Annotated in this window: 20 protein-coding genes; 1 reads left to right on the forward strand and 19 read right to left on the reverse strand. The window is 57.7% G+C overall.

Going from position 1 to position 17,985, the window contains the following annotated elements; translation table 11 throughout:
- Positions 1-295: 295 nt before the first annotated feature.
- From PAGR_RS19805 to PAGR_RS19845, 9 genes are read right to left on the reverse strand one after another with little or no spacing between them, the layout of a single operon-like run.
- The gene (locus tag PAGR_RS19805) at positions 296-1,057 is read right to left on the reverse strand and encodes a TIGR03747 family integrating conjugative element membrane protein (protein WP_014606837.1); all 762 of its coding nucleotides are present in this window, start codon (positions 1,055-1,057) and stop codon (positions 296-298) included.
- Positions 1,044-3,158, reverse strand: a complete 2,115-nt coding sequence (gene traD / locus PAGR_RS19810; protein ID WP_014606838.1) for a type IV conjugative transfer system coupling protein TraD — start codon at positions 3,156-3,158, stop codon at positions 1,044-1,046. Before traD ends, PAGR_RS19805 begins: the two co-directional genes overlap by 14 nt.
- Positions 3,155-3,949, reverse strand: a complete 795-nt coding sequence (locus tag PAGR_RS19815) for a hypothetical protein (RefSeq protein WP_014606839.1) — start codon at positions 3,947-3,949, stop codon at positions 3,155-3,157. The genes traD and PAGR_RS19815 overlap by 4 nt, the downstream gene beginning before the upstream one ends.
- Positions 3,946-4,410, reverse strand: a complete 465-nt coding sequence (locus PAGR_RS19820) for a hypothetical protein (protein ID WP_044042486.1) — start codon at positions 4,408-4,410, stop codon at positions 3,946-3,948. Before PAGR_RS19820 ends, PAGR_RS19815 begins: the two co-directional genes overlap by 4 nt.
- Before the next feature lie 11 nt (positions 4,411-4,421).
- Positions 4,422-5,054: a restriction endonuclease gene (locus PAGR_RS19825; protein ID WP_014606840.1), complete on the reverse strand. Its 633-nt coding sequence runs from the start codon at positions 5,052-5,054 to the stop codon at positions 4,422-4,424.
- Positions 5,054-5,584 (reverse strand): integrating conjugative element protein, encoded by a 531-nt coding sequence (locus PAGR_RS19830; protein WP_014606841.1) that lies wholly within the window; start codon positions 5,582-5,584, stop codon positions 5,054-5,056. Before PAGR_RS19830 ends, PAGR_RS19825 begins: the two co-directional genes overlap by 1 nt.
- On the reverse strand, positions 5,581-6,198 hold the full coding sequence (locus PAGR_RS19835; protein WP_014606842.1) for a lysozyme family protein: 618 nt from the start codon (positions 6,196-6,198) through the stop codon (positions 5,581-5,583). The genes PAGR_RS19830 and PAGR_RS19835 overlap by 4 nt, the downstream gene beginning before the upstream one ends.
- Positions 6,177-6,890 carry a TIGR03759 family integrating conjugative element protein gene (locus PAGR_RS19840; RefSeq protein ID WP_014606843.1) on the reverse strand — a complete coding sequence of 238 codons (714 nt, stop codon included), beginning with the start codon at positions 6,888-6,890 and terminating at the stop codon, positions 6,177-6,179. The genes PAGR_RS19835 and PAGR_RS19840 overlap by 22 nt, the downstream gene beginning before the upstream one ends.
- Before the next feature lie 11 nt (positions 6,891-6,901).
- The gene (locus PAGR_RS19845) at positions 6,902-7,741 is read right to left on the reverse strand and encodes a hypothetical protein (RefSeq protein WP_014606844.1); all 840 of its coding nucleotides are present in this window, start codon (positions 7,739-7,741) and stop codon (positions 6,902-6,904) included.
- Positions 7,742-7,943: 202 nt separating this feature from the next.
- Here PAGR_RS19845 and PAGR_RS19850 point away from each other — a divergent pair, with 202 nt between their 5' ends.
- Complete coding sequence (locus PAGR_RS19850; RefSeq protein WP_024472528.1) at positions 7,944-8,141, forward strand: hypothetical protein; 198 nt, start codon at positions 7,944-7,946, stop codon at positions 8,139-8,141.
- Positions 8,142-8,196: 55 nt separating this feature from the next.
- Here PAGR_RS19850 and pilV read toward each other — a convergent pair whose 3' ends face one another.
- Genes pilV through pilM form a run of 10 tightly spaced genes read right to left on the reverse strand, consistent with a single transcriptional unit; the run spans position 8,197 to position 17,984 of the window.
- Complete coding sequence (gene pilV / locus PAGR_RS19855; protein WP_014606845.1) at positions 8,197-9,630, reverse strand: shufflon system plasmid conjugative transfer pilus tip adhesin PilV; 1,434 nt, start codon at positions 9,628-9,630, stop codon at positions 8,197-8,199.
- A gap of 5 nt (positions 9,631-9,635) precedes the next feature.
- Entirely contained in the window at positions 9,636-10,319 is a 684-nt protein-coding gene (locus PAGR_RS19860; RefSeq protein ID WP_014606846.1) for an A24 family peptidase, read from the reverse strand.
- Positions 10,316-10,801: a lytic transglycosylase domain-containing protein gene (locus tag PAGR_RS19865; protein WP_014606847.1), complete on the reverse strand. Its 486-nt coding sequence runs from the start codon at positions 10,799-10,801 to the stop codon at positions 10,316-10,318. Before PAGR_RS19865 ends, PAGR_RS19860 begins: the two co-directional genes overlap by 4 nt.
- A 4-nt stretch (positions 10,802-10,805) precedes the next feature.
- Positions 10,806-11,396, reverse strand: a complete 591-nt coding sequence (locus PAGR_RS19870; RefSeq protein WP_014606848.1) for a type 4 pilus major pilin — start codon at positions 11,394-11,396, stop codon at positions 10,806-10,808.
- 9 nt (positions 11,397-11,405) lie between these two features.
- Positions 11,406-12,521: a type II secretion system F family protein gene (locus tag PAGR_RS19875; protein ID WP_014606849.1), complete on the reverse strand. Its 1,116-nt coding sequence runs from the start codon at positions 12,519-12,521 to the stop codon at positions 11,406-11,408.
- A complete protein-coding gene (locus tag PAGR_RS19880) occupies positions 12,511-14,073 on the reverse strand; it encodes a GspE/PulE family protein (protein ID WP_014606850.1) in 1,563 nt (520 codons plus the stop codon). Before PAGR_RS19880 ends, PAGR_RS19875 begins: the two co-directional genes overlap by 11 nt.
- A gap of 7 nt (positions 14,074-14,080) precedes the next feature.
- The gene (gene pilP / locus PAGR_RS19885) at positions 14,081-14,584 is read right to left on the reverse strand and encodes a type IV pilus biogenesis protein PilP (RefSeq protein ID WP_014606851.1); all 504 of its coding nucleotides are present in this window, start codon (positions 14,582-14,584) and stop codon (positions 14,081-14,083) included.
- On the reverse strand, positions 14,571-15,854 hold the full coding sequence (gene pilO2, locus PAGR_RS19890; protein WP_014606852.1) for a type 4b pilus protein PilO2: 1,284 nt from the start codon (positions 15,852-15,854) through the stop codon (positions 14,571-14,573). The genes pilP and pilO2 overlap by 14 nt, the downstream gene beginning before the upstream one ends.
- A gap of 2 nt (positions 15,855-15,856) precedes the next feature.
- The gene (gene pilN, locus PAGR_RS19895; protein ID WP_014606853.1) at positions 15,857-17,530 is read right to left on the reverse strand and encodes a PilN family type IVB pilus formation outer membrane protein; all 1,674 of its coding nucleotides are present in this window, start codon (positions 17,528-17,530) and stop codon (positions 15,857-15,859) included.
- Positions 17,531-17,540: 10 nt separating this feature from the next.
- Positions 17,541-17,984 carry a type IV pilus biogenesis protein PilM gene (gene pilM / locus PAGR_RS19900; protein WP_014606854.1) on the reverse strand — a complete coding sequence of 148 codons (444 nt, stop codon included), beginning with the start codon at positions 17,982-17,984 and terminating at the stop codon, positions 17,541-17,543.
- Between the last annotated feature and the right edge of the window lies 1 nt (position 17,985).

Below are 17,985 nucleotides of genomic sequence, written 5' to 3' on the forward strand. Positions count from 1 at the left end.
GACAGAACATTATCTTCACTCACTGCCTTTACAATAAATTTACAATAATTACTAACTTCAGAAAAGGTAAAGTTGACGTCTGCTACACTTGACGCTCATATATTTCATCGTGTTAGAGAAAAATTTTTTATAATCAACTTCCAATAACAAAAACCACTTCTTAAGTTAAATTAAAAGCAAGATTATCTATTGGATGTAATTTTCTTCATTTCTTATTGTAGCTAACAGCATCATCTGACTAAAAAAAAGCCTGCAGCAGCGCAGGCCCCCGGGCATGTTCCCGCAACCACACACATCACAAATACTTTTTAAACGAGGCAGTGACTACTGTAAGAACCGCACCAACCAGCAGCGCAGAAGGCAGCAAAAAAAGATTCGGCCAGACAGCTGTCGGCCAGGCCAGATACAGCATGCAGGGGCCGTACAGCGCCGGCTTAACGAAGCGTTTGGCATGGTGATAGACAAAGCTCGATTCGTAGCCCGCCCCGTAGCGACGCAGGTCGCGCCTGACCAGCCCCTCAACGATGCCGGTGATGATGACCAGCCCGAACAGCGGGATGCTGAGAAACAGGATCATTACGCGGATAAAGAAAATCAGCGTCACCCAGAGCGTTGCCTGCAGGTACTCTCCCAGCCAGCTGATGAGGGATGCGCCGAAGCCGTTCAGGGACGGAATGAGGCCGCTCCCTTTCCGGCTTGTTTCCCTGAAAGAGGCCAGCCAGTGACTGAATCCACTGTCCACAAACAGCCAGTGCCAGGCGGCCTGAACCCAGCGGGTGATGGTTTCCACCGGCGTGGCCATCAGCAGGCTTCGGGTATACCCCGAAGACAGCCAGTGGCTTTCGGCCAGCATCACCTGATAGCTGTGCGCCGCGCCCTCGTCCGGCCAGAGGAACGTCATGCATGCATATTCAGCACCCAGGCTGACGAACAGCGAACCTATCAGGATGCCGATGATGCTCAGCGGCATGTCCCACAGCAGCAGCGTAAAAGGGCCCGGTTGTCTGTGTTTCGCGGGAGCGCTCTGCCGGGTATTTCCGCCGTCATTCTGGGACATGAAGGCCTCCCGGAATGCCAGCGTCACCACCCGTCCACCAGGATTCACCGCTGTGGTAGTTTTTCTCCATCGCGTCAGCCAGCTGTTTCAGGCTCGCCGGCATAAAGCGGTCACTCTCATCGCTGACCGGCAGCGGCATACGGATTTTCCACAGCCGTCCGCCTTCCAGCAGGGCAAAGGCCTGGCCTTTCGGCAGGTTGATGATGTCAGAGGGGCTTATCATCGGCACCTTAACCAGCGTCACCTGATCGCTGACGTTGCTGTTGAAGTCCGTACCTTCGCCCGGGCGGGAGACGTCGGTTACGCCTGACGTCAGGGTTTTCTGATACACCCCCACCTCAGGCAACTGATCGGTCAGCAGCATGGCCGTGTTTTTCTCTTTCACTCGGAGCATCACCAGGGAGTTGAAGTTACCGATGACCTGGCTGGCTTTGGCCGCATTCCCGATCCGGGCCTCAATGTCGGAAAGCGTCTGCGTGTAGGCAGTAACCTGAAAGCCGGCACCGCCGCCCTTGTTGATAAGCGGAATAAACTCGTCCCCCATCAGCTCGTTAAATTCGTCGCAGTGCAGGTTGATGACGGCCTTACCGGCTTTTTCGTCACCCTCATCGCCCAGACCAAACTTATAGATGTGCCCCCCTTCAGAAACCAGGTCGGCAAACATGCTGTTCCCCACGGCGGCGGCCACTACCGGGTCAGACAGTGCATCGAGGCCGACATAAACCACGCCGCGTGACTTGATGATGTTGTGCCAGTCGAGTATCGGACGTGGGTCGCTGAGGTCGGTGTAATCAGGTGCCAGCAGCGCGGCCGTCTTGCCGGTTGTGAGCTTTTCCAAAAGCGGCAGCAGCGACGCCACGATTTTATCGAAATACGTCCGGTCATACTGCACCGCACTGCGCAGGCCATCGAGGACCGGGTCCCAGAGCTTTTTACCCTCAGGACTGCCGAGCACCTGCTCAGACGCCCAGATTTTCTTGCCGTTCTCCCGCCCCTGGAGGTGTCGTGGCAGATCTCTGTCTGCTAACGGGAGCGCCATCTTAGCCTGCATCGAAGCGACCAGCTCTGGAGCCTTTTCGCTCAGCAGATTATCGACATAGGTCTCATACAACTCGCCGATGTTGGTGACGTAACGCAGGATCAGGCTGTAATCCGGTCGCTGGCCAAGGGCAACCAGCGCACGGGTGATAATGTTTACGAACCGCCAGGCAAACTCGCGGAAGGCGGCAGCATTACCTTCATTTGAGAGCTGACCCGCGACGCGTGACGCCACCTCCGAGATACGACTGAAACGGCCCACTGCGTTATAGCGGGCGCTGATGTCGGGCCAGCCCAGGTGGAACACCCAGAAGTTATCCTGCCGCCCGGCGCGGTGCGATTCGGCATACATACGCCGGAGCAGGTCTGCATCACCTTTGGGATCAAAGACGATAACCACCTCAAATTCGCCGGAGGCGTTACGACGTCGGATATCCTGGGTAATCATCAGCTCCGCCAGACGGGTTTTACCGACGCGGGTGGTGCCCATGACCAGCATATGACCCACGCGCTCGCCCAGGTCAGACATGACGTTAACCTCGTCAGGCTCAACCCCGTGATAAACGGAACTGCCGCCGACCGGCGGCAGCGGCCGGAACGGATTTATGGCGGAGTCGGCCGACGTCAGCCGGCACAGCCACGGCAGGCTGTACTCCATCTTTTTTTCCAGCTCCCGGGCCATGCGGTAAATGACGGAGGGCTGGACGTAGATTTCGCATTCAGGACGGCGGGCCTCCATCAGCCGCTGCGAGTGCCGGGGCGACCACTGAAAACCCTTGCCGAGGAACAGATGCCGGCGGCTCACCGGTACCTGGTCACTGGTCAGCGCATAGCGGGGAAGGCGACGTATATTGCGGCGGTAGCGCAGTATTTTTAATCCCTGAGAAGTGCGCTTCAGCGCCAGCACGCCAAAGCCCGCAGCAGTCACCCAGCTTACCGAGGGCGCCAGCGCAACAGACCAGGGCGCCGTCAGGCAGATAAACGTGGCGCTGCCGGCAACGGTTGCTGAATACATCTCGACTGCAGGACGGAGCAGCGACTCCATGACGTAACGATCGCTCATGCATCTTTCCTGCCAGACAGCCAGCTGAAAACACCCTTACGCTCAGCCATGCGTCGTTCACGCCAGAGCCTGAGCGCAACCAGCAGCGCAATGCCCTCAGCAGGAGCAGTAATTTCACGGGCTTCGCTGACAGCTCTGACAGCCGGATTTTGCTCATAACGCCGGCTCCACGAGCCGGTGCTGAAATAAAGGGATGTGGCGTAAATGTCGGTTTTCCAGCCAGGATTACTCTCTCTGCCGCGGTGAACGCGATTCACGCTCAGGTCCATGAAAAAACCCTCCGCCGTGTGCAGATTCAGCTCTTCCCTGAGGGCGAGAAAGACATTCAGAAGCGGTTCATTGAATTCATAATGATTCAGTTGCACACCGTGCAGATAAGACTTTCCCAGGTAGTCAAACAGAAATCGTGCCAGGGCGGCACGGTGATTGCCGTCTGCGCCAACATACCAGTCTATGCCGTTGTAGCTGTTAAAACACATAGCGGGCTGTTTGGCTGCTATCTCACAATAGTAAGACGTGTAGCACTCATAGTAAGCCTGATTGCTCTCAATGAGGGCAAGGTTACTTGCCATATGTTTGCCCTGGTGCAGAAACTCAGACCAGCTGAGGCCCTGATAATCCGGATGCGATGTGCCTTTGATGCAGAAGACGTTGATCGTGCCGGATTCCGTCCAGTGATGCCGTGTGAGAAAACCAGCGTACTGATAAAGCAGTGTGTCATCCCAGGCGTCGATAATCTCGCCGGCCCAGTGTGGCGGATTTGCGTCAATTTTCGACAGGAATTCGCTCATGGCTCGTCTCTTTGCTTATGTGTTAAATCACCACCGCAACCCGACCCGGCATGAACGATTTCCCGTCCATATATACGATCGCGCATTCTCGTAAATTCGCGGTTATATTCGCGACGCAAAAAAAGCAGCATGTCGGCCTGGAGACTCAGCAGGATTAACACCGGCCACATCTCAGGAAACTGATGGATTACCTTTAACAGCCCGCTGCAGGCGCTACTCAGTGTAAAAACCGGACTGGCAAACAAAAGAACAGGAACCACCATCATGAGGAGGGTCAGGACTGCGGACAGGAACATCAATGGCCAGAGGAACACGGGCTTCAGCAGGTACATAAACAGCAGTAACATATAATTCAGCAGGCTGAGCAAAAGGAGGAACAGGGATTTACATGCACGGCCTGCGTTCAGTGACTGCAGCAGGTTAATGGCAGCGACCGGCACGGTTCTGAAGAAAATACGCATAACAGATGACCTCAGTGGCGGGATGAAGGGGCGCTGAAACCGGACTGCAGCTCCAGGTGATGAACGTTGTCATGAAAATCCAGCCAGCGCCGGTCGCCGGCAAGCAGCTGAAGCAGGCGCTGGCCACTGATGAGAATAACTAACGGGCAGCGCCTGAAAGCATCATGGCTGCTCAGGCCGGTGCGACCGGTATGAATAAACAGTCCCCGGGACTGTTCCTGAACGGCCAGCAGACCGAAGGCGGCAACGTGCTGTGCATTGATGGTGGCGCCGTAGCGCTTCGCCTGAATCAGCCAGCGCTGGCCGGCTATCCAGACCTGGCCGTCCAGGCCGCCGTCGCCGCTGTAGCGGGCATTGCGTTTGATACGAAACCCCTGGCGGGACAGCGCCGTCAGCAGCATCTCCTCGAACACGTACGGATTCACTTTGCGCAGCCAGACCATACGGGCAGCGTCGTCACGCAGCTCCGTCAGGCGGACGAGTGCTGATGCTGCGCGTTTCTGATAACGGCGGTGTCGACGATCGCTGGCGCTCCTGAGATAGAAAGGCGAAAGCAGGCACACCAGAACGAGGGCCAGCGCCACAACTAACGCCACCTGGACAGGATTCGCCTTTATCAGCTCTGCAATGACATATACCGGCATCACTGAGACAGCCCCTTATCAGTGATTAATACGGGGTAATGGGCCAGATGCAGGCGGCGGGCAAGGTCACCGCCGCTGACCGGCACCATCTCAGTGGACGGCGCCAGCGCACGAAGCGCGCTCAGAGCAGCCGCGTCTTTCACGCTCACCACCATGCCCGTGGCATGCATCTGACTGAGCGCTGCCGCATGCTGTGAAAGCCACTGTCTGGACAGGCTGTCGTCGCCCACAACAAACACCGGCGGCATGCCTGAAAGCTCAAGCGGCTGAGGCGACACCGGGCCCGGGCTCATCTCCGGCGTGCTGACGGGCAGCATGTCGGAAATGGACAACGATTCAGGTGGCGCAGCCGGTACGGCGGGGGCATCGGTAACGGCATCTTTATCGGCGTTGATGGCATCAAAGTAAGGCGCAGTGGACTCACCACCCAGGTCACCAACCACAACCAGCGCCGCGCTGGCCCCCGTGACGACGGAGAGCAGGCACGCGCTGAACAGAGCATTCCGGATAAAGCAGTTTCGTTTCATCATTTCGGTTCGATCCAGGTAAGGGTGTTACTGGCGAGCTCGACCGGCGTGACAGACGGTGCACCGGACGTATCCTGGGCAATCTGGCCAAGCTTTCGGCGGACGATGGCGATGTAGGTCTGCGCCGCTTTACCGCCGGCCGGATGGTGATAACAGCCCGCCGCGCTTAACCAACTGCCGGGACGCGCGTCATAGCAGGCCCGGAGTATGCGGGCGGCCGCGCGGAGGTTGAGATACGGGTCAAAGGCGTCGCGGTAAGTCGGAAAAAAATGCCCGTTCCAGCCCAGGTTGACCTGCGCCACGCCGACATCGATGTTCTTCAGCGGCCAGCGCTGCATGAACCCCAGCAGCGCGGTGAAAGCCGCTTCACGCGTCTCATAGTGATAACCCCGCCCGGCGACGTTGATGGTCCACGGCCAGGGTTTGGCACCCCAGGCGGTTTTGCGGGTGCTCTCTGCCATAGCCAGTGAATACAGCGACTCCGCCGGCACGCGTTCTGCTGCCGCTATCTGCCGGTATGCATCCGGAATGACCTGGCGGCTGTCAGCCGCACTGCAGGCGCAGCTGACAAGACAGAGCACGAGGGCCGCCTTTTTCAGTACGCCGCGACCTGCCATCCGGTCTCCCCCTGCTGCAGAATGACCGGCATCTGCCCCATGCCGTACCTGAACCACAGGCCATTGTCGTGATTAAGCGTTATCTGACGACTGCGGACTTTTTCTACCGGAATGTTGTGCTTAACGGCCCAGGCACGCAGGCCGTCATCGCTGTCGATGCCGACCAGATACAGGTCGACGGGGCGGTTATCAGCCAGAACGGCGGCAAGGCGCGCATCACAGCGTGAGCAGTTCTCCTTCAGGAATAGCGCCAGGCGACCCTGCGTGTCGTGCGCAATGCCGGCCGCGTTGGCGCCCATGTTCACCGCCAGCGTTTCCGGATAGAGGCGAAGCCAGGCCGCGTTAAGGTCACGCTGAAAAGCGAGTTCCTTCTCGGTTCGCTGATATTCGTGTTTCACCCACAACTCAGCCAGACGCCGGCGTTCCGCGCTGTTATCGGTTTCCACGCCAAGCGCTGTGAGCGGGTCCAGACCCGGTGACATGATCCCGCGCTCGCCCTTCATCAGCGTCTGATATCGGCTCCAGTCGCTGTCAGATAACCCCCACTGCTGGGCCTGCTGCTGAGTGCTCAGACTGGAAGATGTGTTTTCCTGAAGCTGTGCCACACGGCTGTTAACTGCCGGCGTCTGCGCTGTGGATGCCAGCGCCCAGAGCGGCAGTAATATGAGAAATGCGGTCAGTGTTTTTTTCATGAGTTGTCCTTTTACTGAAGCTGAAGACGAACGGCACTGCCGTTAACGCTGAACAGCGCGGCGTTGCCCTCAAGCGCACGCAGGGTCCAGCCCATAAAGCCGTCCCCCGGTGAGAGCAGGCGCATTGAGGAAATCACGGTGACGCCACGGGGAATGACGACGGCGAAGGTCTGGCCTCCGCGACGTTCGATGCCGGTCAGCTCAAACGGTGCAGCCGGCATCACCGCGTGCCGGACTGACCGTTTAGCCTTTTTTGGCGAGGAAACCGCCTTCTGAGACGGCTGCGGCTTAGCCTTTTCCGGCTCAGTGGCTTTGGGCGTGGTCACGGCCTGCTGTTTCAGCGCCTCAATGACCGAAGCCGACGTCTGAACCGTCTGGCTGAGCTGACCCAACTGCTGCTGCAACTGCTGTACAGACTGCTGATCGCTGAGGCCGGCATCGCTGAGCTGACTCACGCGGGTGCTGAGTTTCAGCTGTTCAGTCGACAGCGAGGTGATTCTGTCCTGCACCGGCGCAAGCGCTGACACCTGTTTTTCCAGCGTTTTCAGCTTTTCCTGCATGATGGTGACGTTTGAAGACAGCTGGCCAATCTCGCCGCTGCGGAAAGCGGCATCCAGGGTGTTAACCCGGATAGTCAGGTTCGACACGCGTACAAGCAGTACCGCTGATGCCGTCAGGGTGCCGAGGAGAGCGATAACCACAATGGCAGCACAACCCTGACGCAACCGTCGCCGTATGTCGGGCGGCCGTTTTTCAGATGCTGGCGAAGAAACAACGGACTCATCTGTTGTGACCCTGGCCCCCGATACGGGCGCAACCAGTTCATCAGGTGAGGCATGGGAAAGTGACATCGGTGAATTCCTTATGGCTGCACAGCAGAACGGCCATAAGGTGCAAAATTAACGCAGCACTGGCGATGATTAACTCATCAGCCGCTTTCAAAGATTTATGAATCCGTTACAGGCTACTCAGGAGATTTAAATCGGACTGACGCAGCTTAAAGGAATTTTTTGCAGGATAGCTCCGGTTGTTCAACAGCGAGGAGGAAGACACATGAAAGCGGGATTCCGTTTTGCAGCTCTGTGTATGTTCGTCACCTTTACCGCAATGGCCAGAGACATTCCGCATGTAAAGCCGCTGCCCTGGCACCGCAGCGGCTATACCGGCCATTCAGGTATAGCCGACACGGCAGAAACACCTGACGAACACATCAGAGAAGAGCAACCCCGGGTGTCCCGGTCAGCAGTATGAAACTCAGACCGCCAGAGGGCGGTCTTTTAGTGCTCGCCCGTTCTGTATAGAGACATCACTGATAAATGAAGCCGCTGAAGGCGCCCGGTGAACATCCGTATTCAGGTAAGGGGTTGGAAACGATACTGAAGCTGGTATTAGCCGGCACCTCAAAACTGATAAACCCCATTTTTGCCCAGCCCGGATTATTATCGTGCGCCTGTGCAACATACTTACCTCCGGAGTAGCCAGTAAGATCGTAAGTGTTAGTGCAGTCACCACCATCCCCCACTTCTCTGTGGACAGTCGGGGAGCCGCCTGTAGCATAAACGGTAATGGTATAAGGCTGGCCGTTATAGCCATTATACTGCCCCGTGATATAACCCAGGTCAGCGTACTGGCCGGTTGATTTCATACCCACCCATTTACCATCTTTGCAGGAGAGTATGCCGCCACTCCAGTCGCGGCTGACCAGACCGTTTGGCCCGCATCCCGCACCGGGACTGTTTACCCCGTCAAGCTGAAGGACATCCCCCGTGGAGAGCCGGCCGTTTGACCTGACCGTTCCGCCCTGTAGCTGGCCGCCGGTGTAAATGCTCTTATCGTTAACGGCGCGAACCCAGTCGTTATCCGACATGTAAAAACCGCCACCGTGCGCTTCATCCAGCCAGCCTTTACCGTCGCGGGTGATGAGCCAGCCACTGTTACTGCGAATATCGCCGTTCGCCGTGATGTTGCTGCCGGCAGACATGTTGCCGCGTGCGTTAACGTCCTGACCCGTTACGGTGCCGTTCGCCGTGACGTTGCTGCTAAAATTGCCATTTGCCGCGTTCACATTGCCCGTATTGTTCAGGTCATTTCCGCCCATATCGATGCTGGTATGCATGGTGTTGAGGTCAGGTTTGCCGTTCACCGCAAACCGGTATAACCGGTCACTCTCTGCCCGTGAGGCGCCAAGGTCATCCGTGGTCAGAAGTGCCGCGATATGGCCGGGCGAGGTGTTTGCGTTAAAGGTCTGGAGGGAGGCCGACCATCCTCCCCGGGCACCGGTGACGGTGCCGGCTGTATTGATGTAGCCGCCCATTCCTGAGTTGATGCTGACAGCGATCTGATCCATGGCCATAAAAGGCAGTGGATTCCCGTTCTGCGTGTAAACCAGCGCCTGCAGCTGATTATTCTGGGACGGATTTCGCACTACATTGGCCAGATACTGCTGCCCATAATCGTTATTTTCATTGAATCCCTGCTCCAGAAATCCCGTGTTTTTCAACATGGACGGCGTCACGGTGACTGGCGCGGTCGACAGCAGGGTATCGTAATAGCGGCCCGTATAGCTTTTGACCGCCTGGGTAAAACGCGAGGCCTGCGTGGCGCTCCTGAGCCAGTTCTGTCTTGCGTTCCAGTCCTGAATCAGTGAACTCCCCCAGGTTGTAATATAAACCAGAACGATAAGCGCAGCGCCCACACTGAGTAGTGCCCAGCCCTGATCGTGACATTTTTGTGTTGGCATGATGTTCACCAGGTAATAAGGGGCTGATAGAGCTGAAAGAGCGTTACCATTACAGCGCCGGCTGCCAGCCAGGGGCCTAATGGTCCGCCCTCAGAAGCGCGGCGAGACTGTAACTGCCACATCGCAAAAAGCATGACACCAATGCCGACGGCATGAAAACCGCTGAACCCCAGCCAGGCGCAGACGGCACCACTCATCCACACATCACCCATTGCCGGATTTTCTCTCCCTCCCTTGAGCAGACTGACGTAGCGCAGACCGCCGGTAATGACCAGCATGGTGGTCGCCGCCACAATATGTGAAAGCAGAGATGACAGAGCGGATACGGAGGCATCTGTCAGCGGCTGCCAGAGCGAAGCCATCAGACCAGCCATCAGGCACTTGACCGTCACGGAACGTGGCAGCAGTCCGGTGAGTGCATCGGTCAGGGTCAGCCTGAACAGGAACAGGATAAAAAAGAACCATGGCAGACGAGCGGAAAGTGGAGACAGCACAGTTAGGGTCGCGGCCGTTGCAAACAACCAGCACACAGCCGATTCGGTGACATCCTGATCAACAGTGACTGAAGGGTACAAAGACAATTTCAGGTCTGCGCGAACGCGGGCGGCCATCAGACACAGCAAAAAAAGAAACAATGGAAAAAGGCCCGCAGCGAACTGCCAGGGCATACTCAGGGTCAGCAGTATCACAGTTTTATTCCCCGCTCTTTTAACAGCAGTTTTTTATAAATGGCATACACGCGGTTGGCGTAGGACTCGCGGGTTTCGTGCCGGTCTTTTCGAAATCCTGCGTTGTACGAACCCAGGCAGTTCCAGCTGATGCCACAGACCTGAAAATGGGTGGCCAGAATCCAGGTGCCTATCTGCACGTTGAGGCAGGGTTTTGTCAGCAGATCCTGCGGGCTGCTGATAAAGCCCTTTGCGATAAGCGACGGAATATGGGTTGAGTTCACCTGCATCAGTCCGTAATCCGTGCTGAGTGCCCGCCCGGTGCGCGCATCACGATTAATGTGTGTAATACCCGCGTGCAGGCTGCTCTCACCGGTTGCTATCGCCTGAATCAGAAGCGGGTCGATGTGGTATTTTGCGCCCGCTGCGTCAAAACAAAACGCGTGCGCGCGGGCGCAGAACAGAACCATTAGCATCAACACGATCAACACAGTACGAGGCATGACATCAGCCGTTGTGCGTGAATACCAGTGTGTTATTGCCGGTCCGGCCGCTGTCTGCGGTACAGGCCTGACCGATCGCCTCAGAGCTCACCTGACCGCTGCTGAAATCGGTACTGTTGATGGCCAGTGAGCTGGAGGAGCCTGCAGAAGCCATGCGGGTGGCAATGTCAATGCAGCCGGCCTGCGTCACGCTCTGGGTCGTCACTGAGAATCCATTGTTATAACCATTGCTGTTTGCCACCGGCGCCATGACCACCTGTCCACCATAGCTGTTGGTGAGCGTCGCGGTGCCGGATGAGGCTGTGCCGTGCACGGTAAAGCCGGACGGTGCGCCGCCTTTCTGGATCAGGAAGCCGGTCATAGAGGCGCCGCTGCTGAAGTCATAGCCGTTAGGTCCTTTCAGTGCCGTCCCGTTGCTCATCATAGTCTGCAGGCTGGACACCTCCGTTGTGGAGTCTTTGGCACTGAACAGCTTCCAGACGCCCCCCAAAACCACTGTGATGACAATGGCATAAAGGAGGCCGATGGCACCCTGTTCCATAAATCCCCAGCCCCTATCAGGGTGCTTTCCTGCAGTAGTGTTTAAAAAAGACATGGTGCGTCCTCAGTGAAGGTTAAGTGAGCCGGAGTCCTGGATCTGCATGACCATCATGATGATCAGCGCGAAGAACCCCATAATCAGAAGCATGGATAAAAGACGGGTTACATTAGCCCTGCGGGCCACCCGCCTGAGGGTCTGTGTCAGCCAGCGGTCGGCATAGTTGCTGATAAGCTCAGCGGCGCCGTCTCCGTCGTCAAGCAGTGACAGGTAGTTCACGGCCTCGCGACTAGGGAAGTCGTAACCACTTTTGCGCAGCGCCATACCGAGTGAATTGCCTTCACTCATCTCGTCCATCGCCGCATCAAGGCGCTCCTGCAGCCAGGGCGGCGCGAAGCTGTGCAGCAGTTGCATGGCTTCAAGCTCATGCACGCCGGCCCCAAGAAGGGCACCGGTGTTCATCAGAAAGACCGCACCCTGCAAATCTTTATAGAGAGACCAGGGCATAATGCTGTCAGCAAGACGACGAATTCTGCCGCGCCACCGGGGAAGGGACCACAGGCTGGCCACAACCAGAGCAGCACCGGAGAATGCCGCGGCAGGTCCCCACTGTTCTGTCCAGTCAGAAAGCCCCTTCATGAACCCGAGTGCCCCGCTCCAGCTGGCCGGATCAGACATTCTGCTCAGCATCGGGACGAGGGACTGGTTATTGACCCCGAGCAGACCGCCGCCCAGCACGAGCAGAACCAGCGGGTAAACCGATGCAAACACGACCTGACCGAAGATCTGCTCACGGGCATTGATGAGTTTGTCTGCCTGCATCAGGGCAACGGGAATATTGCCCGTCTTCATCCCGGCACTGATCAGCGCGGCCTCTTCGTAGGGCACCCATACCGCCAGCACATCCGCCAGAGTCCGGCCTGGCGAGTTATCCCGGAGCCCCTCAAGGCAGTCTTCGGTGAGTTCAAGGAAGGGATGCCATTTCTCACCGAAACTGGTGTGCACCTCGCCAATCATTTTCAGCGAGGTCTCAAGATGCTTTCTGTTTTCCAGTAGAAAACGCATGTTTTCATAGAAGACCTGCCGGTGTGACCCGGTGAAGGTCAGCCTGACGGCGTGATAGCGGCATTTTTCAAAAAGGGACAAGTCCCGCTCAGTGCGAAAGCGCAGATTACGCGACATGGGGAACCTCGCAGCGCATCAGCTCGTCTTCGTCCAGTGGGCAGACCAGGTCACCTTCAAGCGGGTCAACGCGCCCCTCAGCAAGGTAGCGCAGAAGGTGCATCACGCGGGTGATGCCGCCTTTGTTCACCCAGTACTGACGGGCCACGGCCGCTCCCTGATTGAGCCACAACTGCATCATCATCGCGTCAGTGCGGACGACTTCCACCACGGCAGTTCGGCCAGTGATGCCTTTGCTGACCACGCGCTTCGTGACCGGGATGACTTTGCGGCAGCGGTCGCAGCCTTCCGGATTGCGGAAAAAAAGCTGCTCAGGACGACAGCCCCCCTTCACTGTGCAGTATTTTTCCAGACGCTCGCGGGTATCGCTGTCCAGCTCAGGCAATTTGTCTGCCCAGGAGATTTTGCAGTTGTCACACAGCAGCGGCACCAGACGCTGACCAATCAGCCCGGTGATAAGGGACGCATCGGCCAGCAGCTGTCGCTTGATACCAAAATGCTCCATGCGACTCAGGGCGCCGATAGCGCTGAGCGTGTGCTGGGTAGACATGAAAATATGCCCCGTTTCGGTGCCGTAAATGCCCGCCATAATGGAATAGAAGTCCCGCATTTCACCGTTCAGGATGGCGTCGGGATCGAGTCGCAGCGCCGAGGCGTTGGCGTTATTCCAGGCCCGGCTGATGGCTTCCGGCGTGTTGTCATCGGGCATAACCGGCGTCTGGATTGCGCCGGGGATGAGGCCTTCCGGCGGGTTTTCCAGTGTCAGCAGGCGCTTTTTACCGCCGGTGAGGGTCAGCCAGATATCGCTTAACACGCGAAGGGTGGCGCTTTTTCCTGCCCCGGTCGGCCCGGTCACCAGCACCATGCCAGACGGCAGGCGAAGGATCTGCGTGATGATTTTGATCTGCTCAGCCAGAAAACCCAGCTGCGGCAGTGTGGGAATGTTTTTGCTGTCATCGGGGATCATGCGCATGACCAGGTAGAGGCCGTCAGGCGTGGGGCGGTGTTCGTAACGCGCCCCGAAAAGGCCGGCCTGACGCGCAAATTTCGAACTGACGCGCCCCGACTGCTCGCGCCCCGCGACAAATGACTGTTCGCGCACGTCGCACATGGAAATATACACGGTGGATGCCAGCGTCGTGCCTTCCTCGTCGGTCAGCTCGTCAATCACCTCAAGCTCGCCGTGGATGCGCAGCTGAATGACGGTAAGCTTGCGGTCGGCGCTGATTTCCAGATGAATATCTGACGCATTCAGTTCATTCGCCAGGCGGAAATAGCTCAGCACTTTATCCTGTGAACGGCTGACGTCCTTTGTGCTCAGGTCATCCTCCGTCACGCCCGGGCCTAGTGCGGCGGCACTTTCACGACGCTGGTTCAGCTCACTGAGCGAAACAAATTCGGTTCTGGCGCCCGGATACTGTTTCGCCGAGTCCATCGCCCAGCGCTGAATGGCCGGGTCCTGGCGGCGGTTTTTATCGATAAGCAGCGTCACGCCCTGAACAGGGTGGTGCTCGGCGAACACAAAGTCTGCGATTTCCTTAGCCGGTATCATCTTTACCTCAGAATGAAAGTTCGGTGTCGTCACTGAGACGCACCACGGTTTCGGTTACGGCCGTCACGCGCTTAGACGTACCGGGGACGGGGTCGCCTTTGACCACTTCAGCGATACCACCGCTCGGTAACAGCAGGCGGGCACGGAGCTGGCCGGGCTTACCGTAAATCTCGACCAGCCGGATGCCGGCAGACTTAGGAGCTGCTGATCTGCTCTCTTTTACCTGTGAGGATAATGACGGCATCTGCCCCGCCTGCGAATAAGAGGAGAGCGGCGGAACGACGGCTGACAGCGCTGGCGCAGAGGTGACAGGCGCCAGGCTCTCACGCAGCTGCTGCTGCAGTCGCGCCGTCTGTACCCTCTGCTCAAGCAGCAGGTTTTGTGCCTGAGCGGATTCCAGCTCGCCCAGGGTGACGTTGGGCGGAAGAGAGCCGCTGTCTGCTGCCTGAGCGTGATGCATCAGCGTCCATGACAGCAGCAGACAGATAACTGCAGGGCTATTTCTGCGCATAAACGCTCCCCTTAATGGTGTAATTGAACTTCGCCTGCTCGTTCATAGAGATGGCCACGCTCGTCAGACGAATCCCCGTCGCATCCAGCCCCTGAAACAGCAGCTCGGGTTGCAGGCGGGAGTTGATGATGAAGGTGAATTCCCGCCAGTCCTGCGGAGCTGTTTTCATTTCCTGCCCGGGAGCGAGAACAGGCGGCTTAACTTCATCAAACTTCACATCAATGTTTCGCCGCTGCAGGTGAGAGATGAAGCGCATCAGAAGCGCCTCAGCACCAGGCAGCTTTTCGTCTTCAAACAGCTCAGGGGTAACCCTGGCAGGGATAAATACATCTCCGTTTTTGCCGCCTTCCTGAAGGTTGAAGACCGCATCAAGACCAAACAACTCCTTGACGCGTCTGGCAAAATCGCTCACCGTGGCACCCGGCGTAGCGGTGTAGCGCAGGCGGATGCCCTTTGGAATACATTCCGCATCTGAAACGCGCCAGCCGGCAACAGAGGCGTACAGCGGTTCACGCGTCAGCCAGCAGAAGCTGAGCATCACAGGCACTGGCAGCTGATGCGCCCAGGGATGCGGCGCAGTTGCTGGCGCGGCCGGTTTTGCTGGCGTCATGGCAAGCCTTGCACGGAATGCGGCTTCATCGGCGGCCTGTCTCGCCCGTTCGCTGAGGGTGTCGCGGGCATACCAGCCGGCGCCCAGCAGTGTAATGAGCAGCAAAGAAGGAAGCGCGAGCGCGACCGGGGCCACGCGGCGGTGTAAGCGGCAGCGTCTGAGCTGCGTTCTGGTCAGGCGCGACGTGAAGGAAAGCGCATCGGTGCCGTCTTCAGCCCTGGCGGCGCAGCGGAGTTCACCTGAATCATTGAAAAGCAGAAAGTTTTCAGCCGCTGCCTCCACGTCAGCCCGGGTGCCGGTCACGTCGCCCATAACGGACAGGTGACCGTTGCTGACCGCAAAAAACACCCAGCATTCCTGCTCACGGCTCAGCCGGTATATACCCCAGGCATTGCCGCCCTCGCAGAGCTGAAACGCCACGGCCAGTGAATACACGCCACTGCGGGTCCGGCCCGGCGAAACGTTACCCACCATGGTAAGCGGGCGACTCCCCTGAATCCGGTAATGCGTATCCGCAGCCCTGACGCCGTGGCGGAGCCACTGAATGCCTGAAGAAGCCTTTTCCCATTCCATACCGGCAACCCATTCCCGGCGGTTTTTTCTGTCCCTGACAGTTACGCCGTTGTTGAGATGAAGTGATGCTTTCTTTTTGATTTTCATCGTTATTGCCCCAGTAAAACCGGCGTAATCATAATGATGAGCGTGGAACGACTCTTCGCGCCGCTCTGACCTCCACCCAAAAGATAATTTTCAGGCGAAAAGGTGCCCTGCTTATCTGAGGATGCGTTTTGTTGATCTGAGCCGGTAAGAACCAGCGTCTGACCCGCGCGAAGGTTGACCTTGCGCGCAAGGCCTTCGGTTGCGGTATTAGCGACGTCGTTACGGGTATTGCCGTCCCTGCTGATAAAACTCTTGATATCGGGCGGTGTGGTGTAGCTGTAGGCAAACTGCAGCTGGATATCGCCATTTGCCTGCACAAAAGGCAGCATGGTAATGAAGAGGCCGGTAGTAATACTGGATACGCTCTGACTGGAAGTGACCCCTACGTTTGCCACTGCCGTGGAGCTGGAGCTGTTGAGCATCCCCGTATTGTTGGATAACTGGTAAGCCACCGGTGTCAGGTTAGCCGTCGGGTCGGTCTGGTTCAGGGCCATCGTGACCGTACCCTGCTGCTCAAGCGCTCTGATCATGAGCTGCGATCCGGAAAATCTCTCAGCCCCTCCAGTCGCGCTGTTCAGGATGGACAGACCAAAACTGCCCGCATTGGCCGGGGCACCGGTAAAGGTACTGCCAATACTCGCGCCCAGGCCGGAAACCGTTTTGGCAACCAGACCCCAGTCCAGACCCCGATCGACGTTTTTGGTCTGGGTGAAACGGACTATCTGCAGTGTCAGCTGTACCTGACGGTGCAGGACCTGATTCTGGTAATCAATGTAACGGCCGACCCTGTCCAGTACATCAGGCGTGTCCGTCACGCTGAGCGTGCCGGTGGCGTCAGACAGCCAGTAGCGGCCGCTTTTTGGCGTGAGTATCTGCTCTACTGTTTTGCGGATATCGTTATAGAGGTCGCTGTTCATGCCGTAGTTGGTTTTCTGATTCGAACTGACGTCGCCTTTGGTGCCGCCATTTCCGCTCTGGTTGCCCAACTGAGCACCCGCACCGGAGTTAATAGACGCGGAGCTGTCGACTTTGGTATTGAGGATGGCGAGCTGAAAGGTGCGCGTGTCCTGAATAAAGAAATCCACACGCCCCATTGTTCGGCGAACGGAGAGGCCCAGCGTACTGGCGGCAATGTTCAGGGCTTCCTGCGCATCGCCCTGAAACCGCGTTCCCTGGAACAGGACAGGTTCAGACGTCGACATGACAGCGGGCTGCGCCGGCATACCCATCTGTGCCAGAGGCACCCGACCGTTGTCGTCCGGTGCTGGGAGACGGCCGCTCATCTGTGACGTGACGACGCTGCCACCTGCGGACTGCAGCAGCGCAGCAGATACCTCCGGCGAGATGTAAACCCGAAAGCCACAGATTGCATTAATGCGGCTGGCGATCTGCGGCAGTGTCAGCCCTTCGGGGCTGTTAAAAAATACCTGGCAAGGTGGCATTTTGACGTCGTCCGGCGCCGTAATAGCCGACTGAATGGGTTTCAGGTTTACCCAGGGCTTGTCCGCCCACACCACAGCCGGCTGCGTCATATCCAGGCGGCTTTGCAGTATCCGCTGCGCTGTGTCGCCCTGCGTATTGTTGTCTTTTTCAATGGTGGCCACGTCTCTGACCGAGCACGCAGAGAGCAGCACGGCAATGGCCAGCAGCGTCAGTTTTAATGGGGTGCGCGACATCCGCTGCTCCTCAGTTAAGGTAAACAATGCTCCCCTCCGTCACGCCGGACGGAAGGGAAAGATTCATATCAGTGCCGTCATACATGCGCAGCCGCCCCCCCGAAACGGTCAAAGCCAGCGCCGATGTTGTCGACTGATTACGGAGCGCGGCATAAACGCCCGGCGTATCAGCGACCCACACCCACAGCCTGCCGTTCTGGATGACACTCTGAACCCGTGAATCAGGGGGCGGCATCATGCCGGTCGCTGCCGGCGAAACCGGTCCGTCACCCACTGAGCGGCCATGCCGCCAGTCGTTCACCGCATCAGCCGTTCGCAGCATGTCGGTGGCAAGCCGCGAGGGCGCGGCCACGGTCACTGACTGCGTGACAATGTCAGAATTACGGCGCTGGGCGTCACTGGCCATCAGCCCGAAGAACATGGCCAGCGCGATTATCGGCAGGGCAAAACCCATT

This window comes from Pantoea ananatis PA13, from assembly GCF_000233595.1.
Taxonomy (GTDB): Bacteria; Pseudomonadota; Gammaproteobacteria; order Enterobacterales; family Enterobacteriaceae; genus Pantoea; species Pantoea ananatis.

Bases quoted from the DNA above. Each gene is read 5' to 3' on its own strand.
- PAGR_RS19805 (WP_014606837.1), bottom strand. From the start codon at position 1,057: ATGTCCCAGAATGACGGCGGAAATACCCGGCAGAGCGCTCCCGCGAAA.
- traD (WP_014606838.1), bottom strand. From the start codon at position 3,158: ATGAGCGATCGTTACGTCATGGAGTCGCTGCTCCGTCCTGCAGTCGAG.
- PAGR_RS19815 (WP_014606839.1), bottom strand. From the start codon at position 3,949: ATGAGCGAATTCCTGTCGAAAATTGACGCAAATCCGCCACACTGGGCC.
- PAGR_RS19820 (WP_044042486.1), bottom strand. From the start codon at position 4,410: ATGCGTATTTTCTTCAGAACCGTGCCGGTCGCTGCCATTAACCTGCTG.
- PAGR_RS19825 (WP_014606840.1), bottom strand. From the start codon at position 5,054: ATGCCGGTATATGTCATTGCAGAGCTGATAAAGGCGAATCCTGTCCAG.
- PAGR_RS19830 (WP_014606841.1), bottom strand. From the start codon at position 5,584: ATGATGAAACGAAACTGCTTTATCCGGAATGCTCTGTTCAGCGCGTGC.
- PAGR_RS19835 (WP_014606842.1), bottom strand. From the start codon at position 6,198: ATGGCAGGTCGCGGCGTACTGAAAAAGGCGGCCCTCGTGCTCTGTCTT.
- PAGR_RS19840 (WP_014606843.1), bottom strand. From the start codon at position 6,890: ATGAAAAAAACACTGACCGCATTTCTCATATTACTGCCGCTCTGGGCG.
- PAGR_RS19845 (WP_014606844.1), bottom strand. From the start codon at position 7,741: ATGTCACTTTCCCATGCCTCACCTGATGAACTGGTTGCGCCCGTATCG.
- PAGR_RS19850 (WP_024472528.1), top strand. From the start codon at position 7,944: ATGAAAGCGGGATTCCGTTTTGCAGCTCTGTGTATGTTCGTCACCTTT.
- pilV (WP_014606845.1), bottom strand. From the start codon at position 9,630: ATGCCAACACAAAAATGTCACGATCAGGGCTGGGCACTACTCAGTGTG.
- PAGR_RS19865 (WP_014606847.1), bottom strand. From the start codon at position 10,801: ATGCCTCGTACTGTGTTGATCGTGTTGATGCTAATGGTTCTGTTCTGC.
- PAGR_RS19870 (WP_014606848.1), bottom strand. From the start codon at position 11,396: ATGTCTTTTTTAAACACTACTGCAGGAAAGCACCCTGATAGGGGCTGG.
- PAGR_RS19875 (WP_014606849.1), bottom strand. From the start codon at position 12,521: ATGTCGCGTAATCTGCGCTTTCGCACTGAGCGGGACTTGTCCCTTTTT.
- PAGR_RS19880 (WP_014606850.1), bottom strand. From the start codon at position 14,073: ATGATACCGGCTAAGGAAATCGCAGACTTTGTGTTCGCCGAGCACCAC.
- pilP (WP_014606851.1), bottom strand. From the start codon at position 14,584: ATGCGCAGAAATAGCCCTGCAGTTATCTGTCTGCTGCTGTCATGGACG.
- pilO2 (WP_014606852.1), bottom strand. From the start codon at position 15,854: ATGAAAATCAAAAAGAAAGCATCACTTCATCTCAACAACGGCGTAACT.
- pilN (WP_014606853.1), bottom strand. From the start codon at position 17,530: ATGTCGCGCACCCCATTAAAACTGACGCTGCTGGCCATTGCCGTGCTG.
- pilM (WP_014606854.1), bottom strand. From the start codon at position 17,984: ATGGGTTTTGCCCTGCCGATAATCGCGCTGGCCATGTTCTTCGGGCTG.